The sequence below is a fragment of the Aestuariivirga sp. genome (assembly GCF_020252405.1).
Classification (GTDB): Bacteria; Pseudomonadota; Alphaproteobacteria; order Rhizobiales; family Aestuariivirgaceae; genus Aestuariivirga.
Genome location: NZ_JADCDA010000018.1, coordinates 18,897 through 37,005, shown reverse-complemented (window position 1 = coordinate 37,005; position 18,109 = coordinate 18,897). Strand labels below are relative to the sequence as shown.

Here is an 18,109-nt window from a genome sequence, read left to right as displayed (position 1 = left end):
CGGATCACCTCGGCGGGGACTGGGGGAATGTCAAGGCACCGCACCTCACCTTGCGCGGACATGATCCGCGCATCCTTTTCAGGGCCGCGGAAAAGATGCTCCGGTCGGGCCGGGCAAGGTGATGAGTTTGGAGCTGGGACGGCTACACCATCTCGCTTGCCCAGGGCGGATCTGCCCCCGGCCGCGAGCAGGTGATGGCGGCGGCCTTGGCGGCAAAACCGAGCGCCAGCGCGAGGTCCCCGGCTTTCAGCGCCGGCAGCCTCGCCTTGTCGAGCAGCTTCATGGCGCGGAGTGCCGTCAGCAGACCGGCGGTGAAGGTGTCCCCGGCGCCCACCGTGTCCGCCACCTTTACCTTCTGCGCGGCCATGCGCATCGACTCTTGCGCGGTGAAGGCCTCCACACCCCTGGCACCGCGGGTGACGACGACAAGCCCGGCGCCGCGCTTCAGCCACTTTCTGGCGGCGGCGGCATCATCCTTGCCGGTCATCCAGGCCACGTCCTCGTCCGATACCTTCACGATGTCCGCCATGGCGATCATGCGGTTGAGGCGCGCCATATGCGTCCTGGCGTGCTTGATCACGCCGGGGCGGATGTTGGGGTCGAGGCAGATGACGCGCGCCCCGGACTCGCGCCTCATCAGCGCCTCCAGCGTGCCGCCGCCCGGCTCCGGGATCAGGCTGATGGAGCCGAAGTGCAGCGCCTGCACGCTCTTCGCCAGTTTCGGCAGGTCGCGCTTCGTGAGCATGCGGCCAGCCGAATTGTCGTCGAAGAAGGAATAGCGGGCGTGGCCCTTGCTGAGCTTCACGAAGGCCAGCGTCGAGGGCTTGTCCCAGTCCTTGATGAAGGCGAGGCTGACCTTGGAGGCCTTGAGGCCGTCCCGCAGCATGTCGCCGAAAAAATCGGTGGAAAGCCCGGTGAACAGGCCCACCGGCACGCCCAGGCGACCCAGCGCGATCGCCGTGTTATAGACCGAGCCACCGCAGACCGGCTCATAGGCGGTGGCCCCCGCCGCTGTTCTTCCCGGCAGGAAATCGATCAGGGCCTCGCCGCAACACAGGATCATGCCACCCTCCCAACCTGCTGATTTTTAAGCATTCATGGGGCATTTTGTTGGGGATTGCAATAAATCACTTGCCCTGACGTATCGCCGCGTTCATTGACTTGTCGTTGAAAATCGCTATTTGAGCGGCGTACATCAAGGACGGCGGAAAGATTTTCAATGACCCCGCGCATCATCCCGGTGGAGCTGTTCGACCTCGTGGTCTTCGGCGCCACGGGCGACCTTTCCCAGCGCAAGCTTCTTCCTGCGCTGTTCCACCGCGACCTGCAGGGCCAGATTCCGCCGGGCTCGCGCATCATCGGCTGCTCGCGCCGGGCCCTGTCGAATGAGGATTTCCGGGCCTTCGCCCGCAAGGCCATCGAGGACCACGTGGCGGCCGCCGACCGGCCGCCCGGGATGATGGCGCGCTTCCTGGAGCGCGTGAGCTATGTGACGGCCGATGCCGCGCAGAATGCCGGATGGGCCGAACTCGATAAGGTGCTGAACCCTGAGCCCCACCGCATCCGGGTCTTCTATCTGGCCGTCGGGCCGGACCTGTTCGGGCCGATCTGCGAAAAGCTGGACGCATATCGCCTCGTCACCCCGCGGACGCGCGTCGTCATCGAGAAGCCGCTGGGCAAGTCCGGCGAGTCCGCCCATGCGCTGAACGAGTCGATCGGCAGGGTGTTCAGGGAACCGCAGGTTTACCGCATCGACCATTACCTCGGCAAGGAGACGGTGCAGAACCTGATGGCGCTGCGCTTCGCCAACGCGCTGTTCGAGCCCGTGTGGAACTCCGGCCATGTCGATCATGTGCAGATCACCGTGGCCGAGACGCTGGGGGTGGAGGGCCGCGCCGGCTACTACGACACCGCCGGCGCGCTTCGCGACATGGTGCAGAACCACATGCTGCAGCTCCTCTGCCTGGTCGCCATGGAGCCGCCAACCTCGACCCAGGCCGACGCGCTGCGCGACGAGAAGCTGAAAGTGCTGAAGTCGCTGAAGCCGATCACCGCGGAGGCCGTGCCCAACGCCACGGTGCGCGGACAATACCGCGCCGGAGCGGCCAATGGCGGGGCGGTGAAGGGCTATCTCGAGGAGCTCGGCTCCGCGGCATCGAAGACCGAGACCTTCGTGGCCCTGAAGGCCGAGATCAATAACTGGCGCTGGGCGGGTGTGCCCTTCTATCTCCGCACCGGCAAAAGGCTGCCCTCGCGCGTCTCCGAGATCGTGGTCACCTTCAAGCCGATCCCCTATTCGGTGTTTGACGGGCAGGCGGGGCCGATTGCGCCCAACCGGCTGGTCATCAGGCTGCAGCCCGGCGAGGGCGTGAAGCTGTGGCTGATGATCAAGGACCCGGGGCCGGGCGGCATGCGGCTGTCCAACGTGCCCCTTGACATGAGCTTCGCGGATGCTTTCAACGTGCGCAATCCGGATGCCTATGAGCGGCTCATCATGGATGTTGTGCGCGGCAACCAGGCGCTGTTCATGCGCCGTGACGAGGTGGAAGCGGCATGGGGCTGGATCGACCCGGTGCTCGACGCCTGGGCCGCCTCGCCCGAACTGCCGAAGCCATACACCGCGGGCACATGGGGCCCCTCTTCCGCCGTGGCGCTGATCGAGCGTGACGGCCGCACATGGTATGAGGACCAGGACATTGATTGAAGCCGAACGCATCTTCGAGGCGCGCGAAGCGCTGGCGGCAAGCCTTGCGCGTGACGTGGCGGACGAACTCGCCCGCGCCATCGAGGCCAGGGGCAAGGCCACGCTCGCCGTCTCCGGCGGCGCCACGCCGACGCTGTTCTTCGAGAAGCTGTCGGAGATCGGCATTGCCTGGAGCCGCGTGTCGGTGACGCTCGTGGACGAGCGCCAGGTGCCGGAAAGCTCCGAGCGCTCCAACGCCCGCCTGGTGCGCCGCCATCTCCTCCGGAACAAGGCCGCCGCGGCGCGCTTTGTGCCGCTGGTCGACAATCCGGATGCCGCGAAGCTTCCGGCTTTCGATGTCGCCGTGCTGGGCATGGGCAACGATGGGCATACCGCCTCCTTCTTCCCCGGCGGCGACACGCTGGCCGAGGCCATCGACGCCGGGACGAGCAAGCGCCTCATCGCCATATCGGCGCCCGGTGCGGACGAGCCGCGCCTCACCTTTACGCTCCCCGTGCTCGAATCCGCCGGGCGGCTTGCGCTCCACATCGAAGGGGCCCAGAAGAAGCAGGTGCTGAAGCAGGCGCTGGCCGAAGGGCCGGAGGAAGACATGCCGGTGCGCGCCGTGTTGCGCGGCGCAGCACCCGTGACGCTCTACTGGTGCCCCTGAGAATTCGAAGCGAAGGCAGACCCATGTCCGTGAACGAGACGATTTCCGCCGTCACCGAGAAGATCATCACCCGCAGCCGCGCGCCGCGCAACCGCTACCTCGGGAAGATCGACGCGGCCATTGCGCTGACGCCGAAGCGCAAGGCGCTGGGCTGCGCCAATATCGCGCATGGCTTTGCCGCCTGCGGTCCGCATGACAAGACCGCGCTGCGCAATGGCAATGCGCCGAACCTGGCGATCGTCACCGCCTACAACGACATGCTCTCGGCACACCAGCCCTTCGAGACCTATCCCGCCATGATCCGCGGGGCGGCGCGCGCCGTGGGCGGCACGGCACAGGTGGCGGGCGGCGTGCCCGCCATGTGCGATGGCGTGACGCAGGGCGAGACGGGCATGGAACTCTCGCTGTTCTCGCGCGATGTGATCGCGCTCTCGGCCGCGGTCGCCCTGTCGCACCAGATGTTCGATGCGGCGGTCTATCTGGGCGTCTGCGACAAGATCGTGCCGGGTCTCATCATCGGCGCGCTGTCCTTCGGTCACCTCCCCGCCGTGTTCATTCCGGCAGGCCCCATGACCAGCGGACTTCCCAATGACGAGAAGGCGAAGATCCGCCAGCTCCATGCCGAAGGAAAGGTGGGCCGTGAGCAGCTGCTGGAGGCGGAAGCCCTGTCCTACCACGGCCCGGGCACCTGCACCTTCTATGGCACGGCGAACTCCAACCAGATGCTGATGGAGATCATGGGCCTGCATTTGCCGGGCTCGACCTTCGTCAACCCCAATACGCCCCTGCGCGATGCGATCACGCGCGAGTCGGCAAAGCGCGCGCTGTCGATCACCGCGCTCGGCAACGACTACCAGCCCATCGGCCGTATCTATGACGAGAAAGCGGTGGTGAATGGCGTGGTGGGCCTGCTCGCGACCGGCGGCTCGACCAACCATACGATGCACCTGATCGCCATGGCGGCGGCGGCGGGCATCGCGCTCACGTGGGAAGACCTCGCCGAACTCTCGAGGGCCGTGCCGCTGATGGCGCGCATCTATCCGAACGGCAAGGCCGACGTGAACCACTTCAATGCGGCGGGCGGCATGGGCTTTCTGATCCGCGAACTGCTCGGCGCGGGCCTGCTTCACGAAGACGTGCGGACGATCATGGGCGCCGGTCTGTCGGGCTATACCAGGGAAGCGAGACTGGGGCCGGACGGCGAACTCGTCTATGCCGACGCGGTCCACGCGTCAGCGGACGACAAGGTGCTGCGCGGCGCGCGCGATCCCTTCCAGCCGACGGGCGGCCTCAACGTGCTGACCGGCAATCTCGGCGCCTCCGTCATCAAGACCTCGTCGATTCCCGCCGACCGCCACGTTGTCGAGGCGCCGGCGAAGGTGTTCCACTCGCAGGAGGAATTGCAGGCGGCCTTCCGGGCGGGCGAACTCGACAGCGACATGGTGGCCGTGGTGCGCTTTCAGGGGCCCAAGGCCAACGGCATGCCGGAACTGCACCGCCTCACCCCGCCGCTCGCCGTGCTGCAGGAGCGGGGCTACAGGGTGGCGCTCGTCACCGATGGCCGCATGTCGGGCGCCTCGGGCAAGGTGCCCGCCGCGATCCACCTGACGCCGGAGGCCGTTGACGGCGGTCCCATCGCCAGGATCAGGGACGGCGACCTCATAAGGCTCGACGCCGGTGCTGGCACGCTTGAGGTGCTGGCCGATCTCTCCGCGCGCGAAGCCGTGAAGGCCGACCTTTCCGCCAACAACGCCGGCACGGGGCGCGAATTGTTCCAGGCCTTCCGCAGGATCGCGGGCCGCGCCGATCAGGGCGCATCGGTTTTCGAGGCAGTGTGATGACGAAAGAATACCAGAAGGGTCTCGCGGCCGCGTTGAAGCTGGCGCCGGTGGTGCCGGTGATGGCGATCGAGAATGTCGAAGACGCCGTTCCGCTGGCGCAAGCGCTGGTGAGGGGCGGGCTCCCCGTTCTCGAAATCACGCTGCGCACGGCAAAGGCCATGGACTGCATCCGCGCCGTCATCGCCGAAGTGGAAGGCGCCATCGTGGGCTCCGGAACGGTGCTGACGCCGGAGCAATTGCGCGACAGTCATCGGCTCGGCTGTCAGTTCGCGGTGTCGCCCGGATCGACCGGCCAGCTGCTGGGCGCGGCGGAGGATTATGACATCGCGCTGCTGCCCGGCGGTGTGACGGCATCCGAATGCATGGCGCTGCTGGAGTGGGGATATTCCATCCAGAAGTTCTTTCCCGCGGAAGCCGCTGGCGGCACGGCTTATCTTTCGTCTCTCGCCTCGCCGCTGCCGCAGATCCGCTTCTGCCCGACAGGCGGGATCACGCCGGAGAAGGCGGCGTCCTACCTGAAGCTCGCCAACGTCATCACCATCGGCGGCTCATGGATGGCGCCGAAGAAGCTTGTCGGGGCGAAGGACTGGGCGGGGATCGAAAAGCTGGCGCGCGAGGCGGCGCTGCTTGGATCATCCGTATCGCGGTGACAAGCGGAACACCGCTTTCCCGCCGGAAACCCCTGGGCCGTCTGGCCCCGGCTCTCCGATGGGGTGACGGCTGAGGGCCAGTCTGTTTCATTTCCTTGCACCGCGACTCACCCTAACTTCGCCCCATGCTCGATGCCGCTGTCTTCCGCGAGATCGCTCTCTCGAACCCGCACAACCGCCGGCTCCTCGAAGGCCTTGCGGAACTCGCCCTGCCGCAGTGCCACCTCACCGCCGGCTGCCTTTTCCAAACCCTGTGGAACGTCCTCTCCGGCCGCCCGCCGCATGAAAACATCAAGGACTATGATGTCTTCTATTTCGATGGCGGCGATCTCTCCTGGGAGGCGGAGGACGCCTTGATCCGCCGCGTGACGCCGCTTGCTGAACGGCTCGGCCTGCCGGTCGAGGTGAAGAACCAGGCCCGCGTCCACCTCTGGTACCGTCAGCGCTTTGGTGCTGATTACCCGCAACTCCATTCGGTGCGGGATGGCATCTCCCGCTACCTCGTGCGCTGCACCTGTGTCGGCATCGATGTGGCGACGGGCGGGGTTTTCGCCCCTGACGGCTTCGCCGACCTCGCGGCGGGAATCCTCCGCATCAACCCGGTCATCCCGCAGCCAGGCAAATGGCAGACGAAAGCAGAGAGCTACCGTGCCAGGTGGCCGTGGCTCAGGATCGTGGAGGAGGGCGATCAGTTCGCGTGACGAACATGCCCGGAGACGGCCATTCATTCATAACTGCCGTCAGCCTGGCAAAGGCCGCGAATCCTCTTTCTGTCCCTCCACCCCGGCCCAATGGCCAACATCCCAGCCCTCACGGGCTTCGCAGGGGTGACGGCTGAGGGAGAGTATGCGGGCGCTGCACAGCTTGACCTTGCCCACCCCCAATGCCAAACAGCCCGCAATCATGATTGACACCGCTCATATCCGGAATTTCTCCATCATCGCCCATATCGACCACGGCAAGTCGACGCTTGCCGACCGGCTGATCCAGCTCTGCGGCGCCGTCTCCGACCGCGAGATGGTGGACCAGATCCTGGACTCGATGGACATCGAGCGCGAGCGCGGCATCACCATCAAGGCCAATACCGTGCGCCTCGACTATACCGCGAAGAACGGGGAGAACTATGTGCTGAACCTCATCGACACGCCGGGCCACGTCGACTTCGCCTATGAGGTCTCCCGCTCGCTCGCCGCCTGCGAGGGCTCGCTGCTCGTCGTCGACGCGTCCCAGGGCGTGGAAGCCCAGACGCTCGCCAATGTCTATCAGGCGATCAACAATAACCACGAGATCGTTCCCGTCCTCAACAAGGTGGACCTGCCGGCCGCCGACGCCGACCGCGTGCGCCAGCAGATCGAGGACGTGATCGGGATTGATGCCTCCGATGCGATCCCGATCTCCGCCAAGACCGGCCTGGGCGTGCCCGATGTTCTGGAAGCCATCGTGCACCGCCTGCCGGCGCCCGGGGGCGACCGCAACAAACCCCTCAAGGCGCTGCTTGTCGATTCCTGGTATGACCCCTATCTCGGCGTCGTCGTTCTGGTGCGCATCGTCGATGGCGCGATGAAGAAAGGCCAGAAGGTCCGGCTCGTCTCCACCAACGCCGTCTATCAGCTCGACCGCGTGGGCGTATCGAGGCCGAAGAAGGAGAATGTGGACGAGCTCGGCCCCGGCGAAATCGGCTTCTTCACCGCCTCGATCAAGCAGGTGGCCGACACGCGCGTCGGCGATACGGTCGTCGACGAGAAGAACATGGACGTCGTGCCGCTGCCGGGCTTCCGCCCCGCGCAGTCCGTCGTCTTCGCCGGTTTCTTCCCCGTCGACGCGGCGCGCTTCGAGGAGCTGCGCGACGCCATGGGCAAGCTGCGCCTCAACGACGCAAGCTTCACCTATGACATGGAAACCTCGGCGGCGCTCGGCTTCGGCTTCCGCTGCGGCTTCCTCGGCCTTCTCCACCTCGAGATCGTCCGTGAGCGGATCGAGCGCGAGTTCAACGTCGACATCATCACCACGGCGCCGTCGGTCATCTACAAGGTCAACATGCGTGACGGCACGCATGTTGACCTGCACAATCCGGCCGACCTGCCCGACCAGACGCTGATTGAATCGGTCGAGGAGCCGTGGATCGAGGCCACCATCCTCGTTCCCGACGACTATCTGGGCTCCATCCTCAAGCTCTGCGAGGACCGCCGCGGCCGCCAGAAACAGCTCACCTATGCGGGCGCGCGCGCCATGGTGGTCTACGAACTGCCGCTCAACGAAGTGGTGTTCGACTTCTACGACCGGCTCAAGTCCGTCTCCCGCGGCTATGCCTCCTTCGACTACAAGATGATCGGCTATGAGGAGGGCGACCTGGTGCGCTTGGGGATCCTCGTCAATGCCGAGCCGGTCGATGCGCTGGCGATGATCGTGCACAGGAAGCGCGCCGAGCAGCGCGGCCGCGTGATGTGCGAGAAGCTGAAGGAGCTGATCCCGCGCCACATGTTCCAGATACCGATTCAGGCGGCGATCGGCGGCAAGATCGTTGCGCGCGAGACGCTTTCGGCGCTGCGCAAGGACGTGACGAGCAAGTGCTATGGCGGCGATATCAGCCGCAAGCGCAAGCTTCTGGACAAGCAGAAGGAAGGCAAGAAGAAGATGCGGCAGTTCGGCAAGGTCGAAATCCCGCAGGAGGCCTTCATCTCCGCCCTCAAGATGGACGAAAACTGACGAACGGGGTCCGCGATGCGCGTGCCTGCGATGGCCCTTTGTGGAATGCTTGCAGCCGCCGGCGCGGCGCTGGGGCAGGAGCAGCAGGACTGGACAAGCAGCTTCACCCGCATCAAGGGTGGCGCCATCTACGAGTTCAGGATCGGCGTTGACGGCAGCGCGGTGGACGAGGACTACGAGCTCACCCATCTTGTCTGCACCGATGGTTCGAAGTCGCTCCGCCTCATGCTGCCCTACGGCCCCGGGGATGACTATCAGGGCAGCGCCTCCACGCTGCGGAGGACCGCCAATGGCTGGAGGGTTGTTTTCACCGCCAATGGCCGTAAATTTCCCAAGGCGCTGGAGCTGAAATCGGTCAACGACAAGGCTGCGCACCGCGCACAGCAGTTCGTGGTGCGGCTCGACCATGGCGATCCCTTATGGAAGGCCATGACAGGCGGCGATCCGCTGGCCGCGAGGATAATGATGAATGAGGGCGGCCTCCCCGTGATGATCGATCCCGATCCGAAGCTCGACAAGATGCTGAAGTCCTGCGGGCTCGGCGGCTGAGCTGTCGGCTGCAGCATGATCCGCGAAAGTGGAACCGCTTTTGCGGCAAGATCATGCGCAAGCCTTTTTAATCTGGCGCATGTTCGTTCCGTTCAGGCGAGTCCGCCTGAACGGAACATGCGCTAGTCGAGCGCCGCTTCGACCATGATCTCGACGTCGATGCCCGGCGCGGCGAGCCTGGCTTCGACCGTGGCGCGGGCCGGGGTCTGGCCGGGGACGACCCAGGCGTCCCACACCGAGTTCATCTCGGCGAAGGTGGCGATGTTGGTGAGCCAGATGTTGGCCTTGATGATCCTGGTCTTGTCGGTTCCGGCTTCAGCGAGGGTCGCGTCGATCTGGCCGAGCACGTCCCTGGTCTGCTCGGCCACCGATTTGCCAAGGGCCTTGTCCGGCGTGAAGCCCGCGAGATAGACCTTGTTGCCGTGGATGACGGCGGAGCTCATGCGCTTGCCGGGTTCGATACGCTTCAGTGCCATTGTCTTTTCTCCTCTGGAAGGGGTGGTATTAGAACATGATCCGCAAAAGCGGAACCACCTTGCGATAAGATCATTCTGTGGCTCTTGATCTGGCGCATGTTCCGGTCAGGTGATTCCGCCTGACCGGAACATGCGCTGGGGCGGACGTGAGCGCGGTCCCGCGCGCCCGCGCCGGAAGGCCGTTCCTCACGCCAGCTTGCCGTCATAGGCGAGCACGGCGTTGAGCAGCACCTGCGAGCCCGCGGCGCACTCCTCCAGCGTGGTCGACTCCGCCTCATTGTGCGAGATGCCGCCGAGGCAGGGCACGAAGATCATGGTGGTGGGGACCACGCGCGCAATATAGGCCGCGTCATGGCCAGCACCCGATGCCATCTCGCGCGTCGAATAGCCGGCCTGGCCCGCGGCCTCGCGCACGCAGTCGACGAGCGGGGCCGCAAACGTCACGGCAGGCGAAATCCAGATGCGCTTCTCTTCCACCGTCACGCCGGTCCCGGCGGCGATCTTCGGCAGGGCGGCCTGATACTCGGCTTCCATCTTGTCCAGAACACCCTCATCCGGGTGACGCAGGTCGACGGTGAAGAAGACCTCGCCCGGCACCACATTGCGGCTGTTGGGGCGGTTCTCGATCAGCCCCACCGAGGCGACACCCGGCAGGTTGTTCATGCCCACCTGATGAATGGCCTCGATCATGCGGGCAGCGGCCAGCAGCGCGTTCTTGCGCAGACCCATGGGCGTGGCGCCGGTATGCGATTCCTGCCCCGTCACCGTCACCTCGTACCAGCGCATGCCCTGCACGCCGGTGACGACGCCGATCATCCTGGCCTCGGCCTCGAGGATCGGTCCCTGCTCGATATGCAGCTCGAACATGGCCTGGAACTTGATGTCGCCCGCCTTGTGTTTGCCCCTGTAGCCAATGCGCGCCAGCTCATCGCCCAGCTTGATGCCCTGCCGGTCCTCGCGCGAGCAGGCGAAGTCGGCGGTGAAAACCCCGGCATAGACGCCCGAGCACAGCATGGCGGGCGCGAAGCGCGAGCCTTCCTCATTGGTCCAGTTGACGATCATGATGGGCGCATTGGTCTCATAGCCCATGTCGACCAGCGTGCGCATGGCTTCCAGAGCGCCAAGCACGCCCAGCACGCCATCGAACTTGCCGCCCGTGGGCTGCGTGTCGAGGTGCGAGCCCATGGCGATGGGGCTCAAGTCCTTGCGCTTGCCGGGCCTGGTGGCGAACATGTTGCCGACCTCGTCCACGTCCACCGTGCAGCCCAGCTTCCCGCACTCGGCCCTGAACCAATCGCGGACCTTCTTGTCCTCATCCGAGAGGGTGAGGCGCTTGATGCCGCCCCTTGGCGTGCCGCCGAAGGCTGCGGTTTCCATCAGGCTGTCCCACAGGCGCTGCGGGTTGATGGCGAGGTTGGTCCTGGACGTCATGGATAACTCCCTCAAATCACATGCGCGGCCTGGACCGGGCAGGATGCGGCGCATGCGGCGGGACCCTGAGGCCGGAGCGGCCGAACTGGCGGTATTCCATATATCACCCCTTGATGCGGCCCGGCACGCTATCAGGCGCGTGGGGTCCCGTCATCCCCCGGCCCGTCCCTGGGCCATGTGATGAAGAAGGTGTAGACCGCATATCCGAGCACGCCCGCCGCAATCACCAGCCACAGGCCGGAGCCACGCCCGGCATTGACCTGCCAGATCTCGAAGCCAAGCCACAGGGCGACCGACACGACCACCGCCACCCGCACCCACGGGGGCTTGTAGAACGGGTGCTTCTGCTCGTTCCTGAACATCAGTTGCCGTCGATCTCAGTGCCCATGATGGCCAGCGCCTGCTGGTAGACGCTTGCCGCATTCCAGCCCTGCAGCGCCACGAAATTGGGCTCGCCGGGGCTGTAGCCCTGTCCCGGCTGCCAGCCATGGCCGCGCAGGAAATTGGCGGTGGAGGCCAGCGCATCGGCTTTGTCGTTGAGGTCGATGCCGCCGCCGTTGAGCGAGACCCCATAGAGCAGCACGTTCCTGGGCAGGAACTGCGTCTGCCCCACCTCGCCATGCATGGCCCCTGTGGAGGAGGCCGACAGCACGCCATTGTCGATGAGCTGCAGAGCCGCGATCAGCTGCTCGCGGAAATAATCGGGCCGCCGGCAATCATAGGCCAGCGTTGCCACGGCGGAGACGGTGTTCTGGTTGCCCATATAGGCGCCGAAGGCCGTTTCCATGCCCCAGATGGCGATGATCGGGCCCGGCGGCACGCCATATGTCTTCTCGATCCTCCTGAACAGCGCGGCGTTCTGCGTCTTCTTCTTGCGGCCCTGCGCCACGATGGTGGCGGCCCCGCGCTTTTCCATGAAGGCATCAAGCCCGAGCTTGAAGGAATGCATGCCGCGGTCGGCCTTGATGGTGCCCGTGGCATAGCTCGTCTCCGCCAGCGCCGCGAGGCCTTCCGGGCCGATGCCCTGAGCCCTCGCTTCCGCCGCATAGGCCGTCTTCCAGGCATCGAAGCCCGCAGCCGTCTTGCCGCAGGAGGCCGCCATGGCGGGCGTCGTCAATCCAATAAACAATGCGGCAATCATGCAAAGCAGCTTCATCATTTCCTCTCGGATCATTCCGACAACCCCTCTCATTTGCAAGATCGGAAGTCGATTGTTGCTATCCTCTGCCTCCAGAAGGCGACTTTGCCGGAGGACAGAGGAGTTGAGCAGCCACAAATGATCTTTGCCGATCAAAAACAAGTGAAGTCCTTCCGCAAGCCCTGGCATTGATGGCGATGTGGGACGTCACATTCTGCTCCTTGAAATTAAGAGCAAAGTCCTATCGATCAAGGCCCTTGTCGTCGCCCCGCGTCACGCGGGCCCTGCGCGGCGTCCCGTTCGCGGCCTTGCGGCTGCGCCCGGTCATGGCGAGAACGGCCCCGCATTCGGCTGCGCCCGTGGCCCTGACGCATGTTCCGATCAGGCGCAACCGTCTGATCGGAACACGCGCCAACGGCCATCCCCCCTTGGCGGCGCCAGCGGGAGGAGGACCAGGCGGGCGGAAACCCGAACTCCCTGATGCCCACGCAACTGGGGGAAAGCACGCAGCGTCTCACGCCGCACGGCGGAGCGCGAAGCGGGTGCCGGCGTCGTGGACGGCGATGAAGCCCATGCGGGCCATCGCGGCAAGGGTGGCGAACGACCTCGGAGCACAAATTGCTCGTCCGCAACAGATTGAGCGAATTTCTTGTCGACAGAGTCGAGCAGACACGATTACCTAAAGGTATGAACAGCCCTTTTCTACCCTATCTTGTGCAGCTACGATCAACACCCCTAGATCAGCATACAGAACTGACGGGGCGAGCCGCTCTTGAGCGGCTGTTGGAAAGCTTCGCCTCAAAATCCCACCATCGCATCAACGTCCAGCATGAACCAAAGCGCGAAAGCGAGCGCGGCGCACCCGACTTCAAGGTGACAAAGCCCGGCGAAATCATCGGCTATGTGGAGGTGAAGGAGATCGGAACCAACCTCGACAAGGTGCTGAAATCGGAGCAGATCGCGAAATACCGGAAGCTTTCGGGCAACATCATCCTCACCGACTATCTGGACTTCCTGTGGCTGGACGAGCGGGGTGTGCGCGAGCGGGCGCGGCTGGCCCATGTGCATGAGCTGGAAGGCAGGAAGCTGCAGATTGCGCCGGAGAACGAAGCGGCGGTTTCGAAACTGCTGGACGGCTTCTTCAGCGAGGCTCCGCAGGGCATCGGCAAGGCGCAGCAACTGGCCCTCGCGCTGGCCACCCGAAGCCTGCTGTTGCGCGACTACCTGACGGAAGAACTGGTCCGCCAGGAGAAGGACCAGCGTAAGGGCCGGCTCTTCGGCCTCTACGAGGTCTTCAAAGCGCAGGTGTTCCACGAGCTGGAAAAGAAGGAATTCGCCGACGCCTTCGCGCAAATGCTGGCCTATGGGCTGTTCCTCGCCAAGCTGAACGCGGGTGTTGCTGACAAGGTGACGCTGTCCAACGCCAGAGACTTCATCCCCGCCTCCTTCCGGCTGATCCGTGAGTTGGTGGAGTTCCTAACGGTGCTGAACCAGAGCGAATACCGCGACGTGCGCTGGGTGGTGGAAGAGGTTCTCTCCATCGTCAACACGCTGGACCTCGAAGGCATCCATGCGGACCTTTCCTTCCGCAAGCGCCGGGCCATCAGCCGCAAGATACGCGCGGGCGACGAGGAGGAGCACCGGCTGTTCGAGCGCGACCCCTTCATTTATTTCTACGAGGACTTCCTCAAAGCCTATGACAAGGAGACGCGCAAGGGACGCGGAGTCTATTACACGCCGCCGCCTATTGTGAACTTCATCGTGCGGGCGGTGGACGACATATTGAAGGACACCTTTGGCATCGATGACGGGCTGGCCGACCACAAGCGCGTGACGGTGCTGGACTTCGCCTGCGGCACCGGCACCTTCCTGCTCGAAACCTTCGAGAAGGTGTTCGACAATATCGGCGGACCGGACTCAGGTCAGGCTGCTCTGATCGTGCGCGAGCATTTGCTGAAGAACATCTATGGCTTCGAATATTTGATCGCGCCTTACACCATCGCGCATCTGAAGCTCTCGCAATACCTGCGCGACAAGGGACACCCGCTGCAAGAGGACGAGCGGCTGCAAATCTTCCTGACCAACACGCTGGAGCGCGTGGAACTCGATCCGACGCAAGGAGCGCTGCACAACATACTTCCTTCCCTAACCGCTGAAGTCAGAGAAGCCCAGCGCGTGAAGGAGAAGGAGATCCTGGTTATTGTAGGAAATCCACCCTATTCTGGTCATTCAAAGAACAATTCGGCTGAAGTGAAAGCTACCATTGACGCCTACAAGATGGTGGACGGTAAACCACTTGGCGAAAAGAATCCTAAATGGCTACAGGACGATTATGTGAAGTTCATCCGCTTCGCACAGATGAAGATGGATGCGGTGGAAGAAGGCATCGTCGGCATCATTACAAACCATTCATGGCTCGATAATCCCACCTTCCGCGGCATGCGCGCCTCGCTGATGCAGACTTTTCAGCAGATTTATGTGGTCGACCTCCACGGCAATACAAAAAAGAAGGAACATACACCGGAAGGTGGAAAAGACGAGAACATCTTCGATATTGAACAGGGAGTTGCGATTACCCTCTTTGTGAAGCGGCCCAGCGTCGAACCCTCAATCTTCCGTCACGATCTTTGGGGCCGCAGAATCTTGAAGTACTCCGCTGTAGCAAGTACAAACTTCAGAGAACTGGGTTGTCGTCGTATCTACCCAGATAAACCAGACTACAATATCACGTCTGAAGATAGAAACTTACGGTCAGAGTACCGCAATCATACGGGTCTCACGGATGCATTCTCACTCAACGGTACAGGCATCATTACCAAACGTGATCACTTATGCATTAGTTTCTCGCCAGAGGAGATTTGGAGCACAGTAACGCAATTCGCGAATACTCCTGATCACCAGCTTCACAGCGATTTCAACTTACCATCAGATGTGCGGGACTGGAAAGCTACCTGGGCCAAGGAAGACATACAGAAATCCGGCCCAAACAAGAAGCTTATTCAGGAGATCACATATCGTCCTTTTGATAACCGATTCACGTACAATACAAATATCTCACGGGGCTTTATTGGCTGGCCTGTTCCTAGGATTAGTCGTCATATAACTCCACCAAATGTTGCATTGATCACTGCGCGGACCAACAAATCTCAGTTTCCAGATCATTTCCTGGTCACGGATAAGCCAGCCGAGACTAAGTCTGGAGAGTCGACCGTCCAATCATATGTCTTTCCATTGCTGCTAAAGGATGATGGCGGAGAGTTTACAGAAAACCTCTCCCCCGCGTTCCGCGACTTCATCGACACCCGCTACGACCACCATTACACGTCGGAAGAAATTCTCGGCTACATCTATGCCGTGCTGCATGCGCCGGCCTATCGCAGGCGCTATGCCGAATTCCTGCGCATCGATTTTCCGCGCATTCCCTTTGCGGAAGGCCGGGCGGAGTTCGATGCGCTGTCCACCCTCGGCTGGGCGCTGGTGCAGGTTCACCTGTTGCGCGTGAAGCCGAAGCTGAAGCTGGCGCGCTTCAAAGGAAAAGGTTCTGGCGAGGTGGAGGGCGTGCGTTACTCGCCTGAGGAGCGGGCGGTGCACATCAACAAGATGCAAGCCTTCGCGCCAGTGCCGCCGGAGGTGTGGAACTTCCACATCGGCGGCTATCAGGTGCTGGACAAATACCTGAAATCCCGCAAGGGGCGGACGCTGAACCTGGACGAAATCGACCATGTGGGCCATGTGGCGGATGCACTGGCCTTCACCATCCGGCAGATGGCGGAGATCGACTTGGCCTATGCGCGGGCCTTTCCGGACAGGGTGTGAGCGGGCATTTCCCCTGGTGGACGCCCCCTCACCCTCTCCCTTTCGCCCGGTGATGTCGAGGAGCAGGAAAGTTGAGACGGAGGATAAGCGCTGCGCCGCATCTCGCGCGCCGGGTGGGGTTGGGGCATAGTCGTCCCATCGATTCGCATTTCGAGGCGCTGCCGTCATGAGTTATGCCCAGCCCAATCTGTTCGGCGAGGATCAACCGGACCTGTTCGGCCCCGCCGCCGCGCCAAAGGCCGATGCCTATCGCGTGAAGCCGCGGCATGTGCTGAACCGCTTTGCCGAATTCGATGCCCTGCTGGGGCGCGCTGAGGTGTGGCCGTGGGATGCGGCGCGGCGCGCCGACATGCGGGAGCGCACCTGGCCCTATCTGCTGGCCAAGCTGCGCGAAATCGGCTGTGCCGAAGAGGCCCGGCAGTGGGAGGCCATCATGGCGGCACATGCGGCGCGGCTGGACGCGGCAACGCCGCCGGAGCCAGCGGCGTAAAGCAGGTTTCGGTACAGTGGAACCGAAACCTGCTCTGTCTCTTTGTCCGGTGGCATTTTCGACGGTCAACCGGTGTCCACTTGACCCGAAAATGCTTTAAGCAAAAGCCGGGTCAGCTTTCGCCGGGATGACCGTCCGGGCGTGGGGGGCGGGAGATTGCGGCTCAGTATTGCGTCAGCTGCTGGCACTCGTACCAGACGCGGGCGCCGTAGGCGTCCAGCTCGGAGGTGCGGCTGAGCGCGGCCCTGACGCCCTGCCTCGTGCATTTGCCGATCGATCCGAACAGTGCGCCGGTGCTCCACGCGATGGCCTGGCGGCCGGGCAGCCGTTCGAAGATCACCAGGCGATAGGGGCCGCGGCCGGGGTTGAAGCCTGCGTCATAGCTGGGGTCGTAGCCGGGGTTGAACCCTGCGTCATAGCCGGGGGGCGGGAGCGGATAGCCGTCGGGCTCCGCGTCAAAGGGCACCGGGTCGTATTGCCCGGCGTAATTGGGCCAGGGGTCGTATTCATCCGGGTCATACTGCGGCGGGTCCGGGTAGACGGGGCGGGAGGGCGGGCGCTGTTGGGCTGCCTGCACCTGCTGGCGCGGCTTTGCCGGCTGCTGGGCCTGCTTTTGGGCCGGCTTTGGCTGCTGCGCCTGGCGCGCCGGCGCGGCGGGCCGGGCCTTGGGAAGCGGCGGCGGCAAGGCCTGCTCCGGCTTTGCCTGCGGGGCGGCCGCGGGGACATTGGTTGCGGCAGCAGCCGGGGCATCGGGCGCCGCCATCGCGCTGGCGGAGCCGAAAACCGGCTGGTCCGGCTGGTCCGGCTGGTCCGGCTGGTCCGTCCCGCCGGGCTTCACCGCCGCAAGGGGGGCTGCAGCGGCGGGAGACCGTGCCTCCGGCGGATTGTCCTCAGCCGCGGTGGACCCGAAAACGGGTTGGCCGGCCGCCCCATCCGTTTGCCGCGGCGCTGCGGCAGGGGCCACGGGAGCTGCGGCGGGCTTCACGACCGCCGCCTGCGGCGGCTGGGGCGCGGGCTTCGCGGCGGCCACCTGGGTCGGCGGCGCGGGCGTCACGGCCGCCACCTGCGGCAGCTCCGGAGACGGAGGTGGCGGTGTATCCGCCCCCCTGAGCAGGAACAGCGAGGCGCCGCCCAGCAGCAGCACCAGCAGCAGCGGAATGGCGAAGGGCATGCGCCGGGCCTGGCGGCGGCGCGGGGCCGGCTTATGCCCGGGGCCGCCGGGGCCGCCGGGGCCGCCGGGGTCCGAGGCGGGCTGCGGGCGGATGTCGCCCAGATCAGGCGGGGGTGCCGCTGCGGCATCGCCCGCGGCGCGCTCACGCCCGCGCACCACGAGGCGGCGCTTGGAGGCGATGTGGGCCTGAAGCTCCGCCTCGGTGGCGGCAAGCAGCTCGACATCATAGGCATGGCGGGTTTCGGGCCGACGCAGCACCTCATAGGCTTGCTGGATCGCCTCGAAGCGCCGGGGATCGGCGGTGCCGGCGGCAGCGCCGGTGTCCGGGTGGAACTTCTTGGCCAGCGCCCGGTAAGCGGCGGCGATCACGTCCGGATCCGCCGCCGGGTCTATCCCCAGGGCCGCATAATGGTCAGGAACGGTGGTCATCGACATGGATCGGTCCGCTTGCCGCAACCTGGGCGTCATCCGCCAACTTCATGGCGGAA

At 64.3% G+C, this 18,109-nt stretch carries 15 protein-coding genes; 9 read left to right on the top strand and 6 right to left on the bottom strand.

Going from position 1 to position 18,109, the window contains the following annotated elements; genetic code table 11:
• Window positions 1–142: 142 nt before the first annotated feature.
• On the bottom strand, window positions 143–1,063 hold the full coding sequence (locus IOC69_RS04025; protein WP_290542244.1) for a carbohydrate kinase: 921 nt from the start codon (window positions 1,061–1,063) through the stop codon (window positions 143–145).
• A 156-nt stretch (window positions 1,064–1,219) separates the two neighbouring features.
• Here IOC69_RS04025 and zwf point away from each other — a divergent pair, with 156 nt between their 5' ends.
• From zwf to IOC69_RS03990, 7 genes are all read left to right on the top strand, one after another.
• The gene (zwf, locus tag IOC69_RS04020; protein WP_290542243.1) at window positions 1,220–2,704 is read left to right on the top strand and encodes a glucose-6-phosphate dehydrogenase; all 1,485 of its coding nucleotides are present in this window, start codon (window positions 1,220–1,222) and stop codon (window positions 2,702–2,704) included.
• Window positions 2,682–3,353 carry a 6-phosphogluconolactonase gene (locus tag IOC69_RS04015; protein ID WP_290542242.1) on the top strand — a complete coding sequence of 224 codons (672 nt, stop codon included), beginning with the start codon at window positions 2,682–2,684 and terminating at the stop codon, window positions 3,351–3,353. The genes zwf and IOC69_RS04015 overlap by 23 nt, the downstream gene beginning before the upstream one ends.
• Window positions 3,354–3,376: 23 nt before the next feature.
• Window positions 3,377–5,191 carry a phosphogluconate dehydratase gene (gene edd / locus IOC69_RS04010; RefSeq protein WP_290542241.1) on the top strand — a complete coding sequence of 605 codons (1,815 nt, stop codon included), beginning with the start codon at window positions 3,377–3,379 and terminating at the stop codon, window positions 5,189–5,191.
• Window positions 5,191–5,844, top strand: coding sequence for a bifunctional 4-hydroxy-2-oxoglutarate aldolase/2-dehydro-3-deoxy-phosphogluconate aldolase (eda, locus tag IOC69_RS04005; RefSeq protein ID WP_290542240.1), 654 nt, complete (start codon window positions 5,191–5,193; stop codon window positions 5,842–5,844). Before edd ends, eda begins: the two co-directional genes overlap by 1 nt.
• Before the next feature lie 125 nt (window positions 5,845–5,969).
• Window positions 5,970–6,545 carry a nucleotidyltransferase family protein gene (locus IOC69_RS04000; protein WP_290542239.1) on the top strand — a complete coding sequence of 192 codons (576 nt, stop codon included), beginning with the start codon at window positions 5,970–5,972 and terminating at the stop codon, window positions 6,543–6,545.
• A gap of 202 nt (window positions 6,546–6,747) precedes the next feature.
• Window positions 6,748–8,550 (top strand): translation elongation factor 4, encoded by a 1,803-nt coding sequence (gene lepA, locus IOC69_RS03995; protein ID WP_290542238.1) that lies wholly within the window; start codon window positions 6,748–6,750, stop codon window positions 8,548–8,550.
• A gap of 45 nt (window positions 8,551–8,595) precedes the next feature.
• Window positions 8,596–9,099 (top strand): hypothetical protein, encoded by a 504-nt coding sequence (locus IOC69_RS03990; protein WP_290542237.1) that lies wholly within the window; start codon window positions 8,596–8,598, stop codon window positions 9,097–9,099.
• 122 nt (window positions 9,100–9,221) lie between these two features.
• Here IOC69_RS03990 and IOC69_RS03985 read toward each other — a convergent pair whose 3' ends face one another.
• From IOC69_RS03985 to IOC69_RS03970, 4 genes are all read right to left on the bottom strand, one after another.
• A complete protein-coding gene (locus IOC69_RS03985; protein WP_290542236.1) occupies window positions 9,222–9,575 on the bottom strand; it encodes a RidA family protein in 354 nt (117 codons plus the stop codon).
• A 186-nt stretch (window positions 9,576–9,761) separates the two neighbouring features.
• A complete protein-coding gene (locus tag IOC69_RS03980) occupies window positions 9,762–11,006 on the bottom strand; it encodes a Zn-dependent hydrolase (protein ID WP_290542235.1) in 1,245 nt (414 codons plus the stop codon).
• A gap of 131 nt (window positions 11,007–11,137) precedes the next feature.
• Window positions 11,138–11,368: a hypothetical protein gene (locus IOC69_RS03975; RefSeq protein WP_290542234.1), complete on the bottom strand. Its 231-nt coding sequence runs from the start codon at window positions 11,366–11,368 to the stop codon at window positions 11,138–11,140.
• Window positions 11,368–12,165, bottom strand: a complete 798-nt coding sequence (locus IOC69_RS03970) for a lytic transglycosylase domain-containing protein (RefSeq protein WP_290542233.1) — start codon at window positions 12,163–12,165, stop codon at window positions 11,368–11,370. The genes IOC69_RS03975 and IOC69_RS03970 overlap by 1 nt, the downstream gene beginning before the upstream one ends.
• 597 nt (window positions 12,166–12,762) lie before the next feature.
• On the opposite strand from IOC69_RS03970, the gene IOC69_RS03965 reads away from it, so the two are divergent.
• Entirely contained in the window at window positions 12,763–15,960 is a 3,198-nt protein-coding gene (locus IOC69_RS03965; protein WP_290542232.1) for a type ISP restriction/modification enzyme, read from the top strand.
• Window positions 15,961–16,126: 166 nt separating this feature from the next.
• Window positions 16,127–16,450, top strand: a complete 324-nt coding sequence (locus IOC69_RS03960; protein ID WP_290542231.1) for a hypothetical protein — start codon at window positions 16,127–16,129, stop codon at window positions 16,448–16,450.
• 163 nt (window positions 16,451–16,613) lie between these two features.
• Here IOC69_RS03960 and IOC69_RS03955 read toward each other — a convergent pair whose 3' ends face one another.
• Window positions 16,614–18,056 carry a J domain-containing protein gene (locus IOC69_RS03955; protein ID WP_290542230.1) on the bottom strand — a complete coding sequence of 481 codons (1,443 nt, stop codon included), beginning with the start codon at window positions 18,054–18,056 and terminating at the stop codon, window positions 16,614–16,616.
• Window positions 18,057–18,109 lie beyond the last annotated feature (53 nt).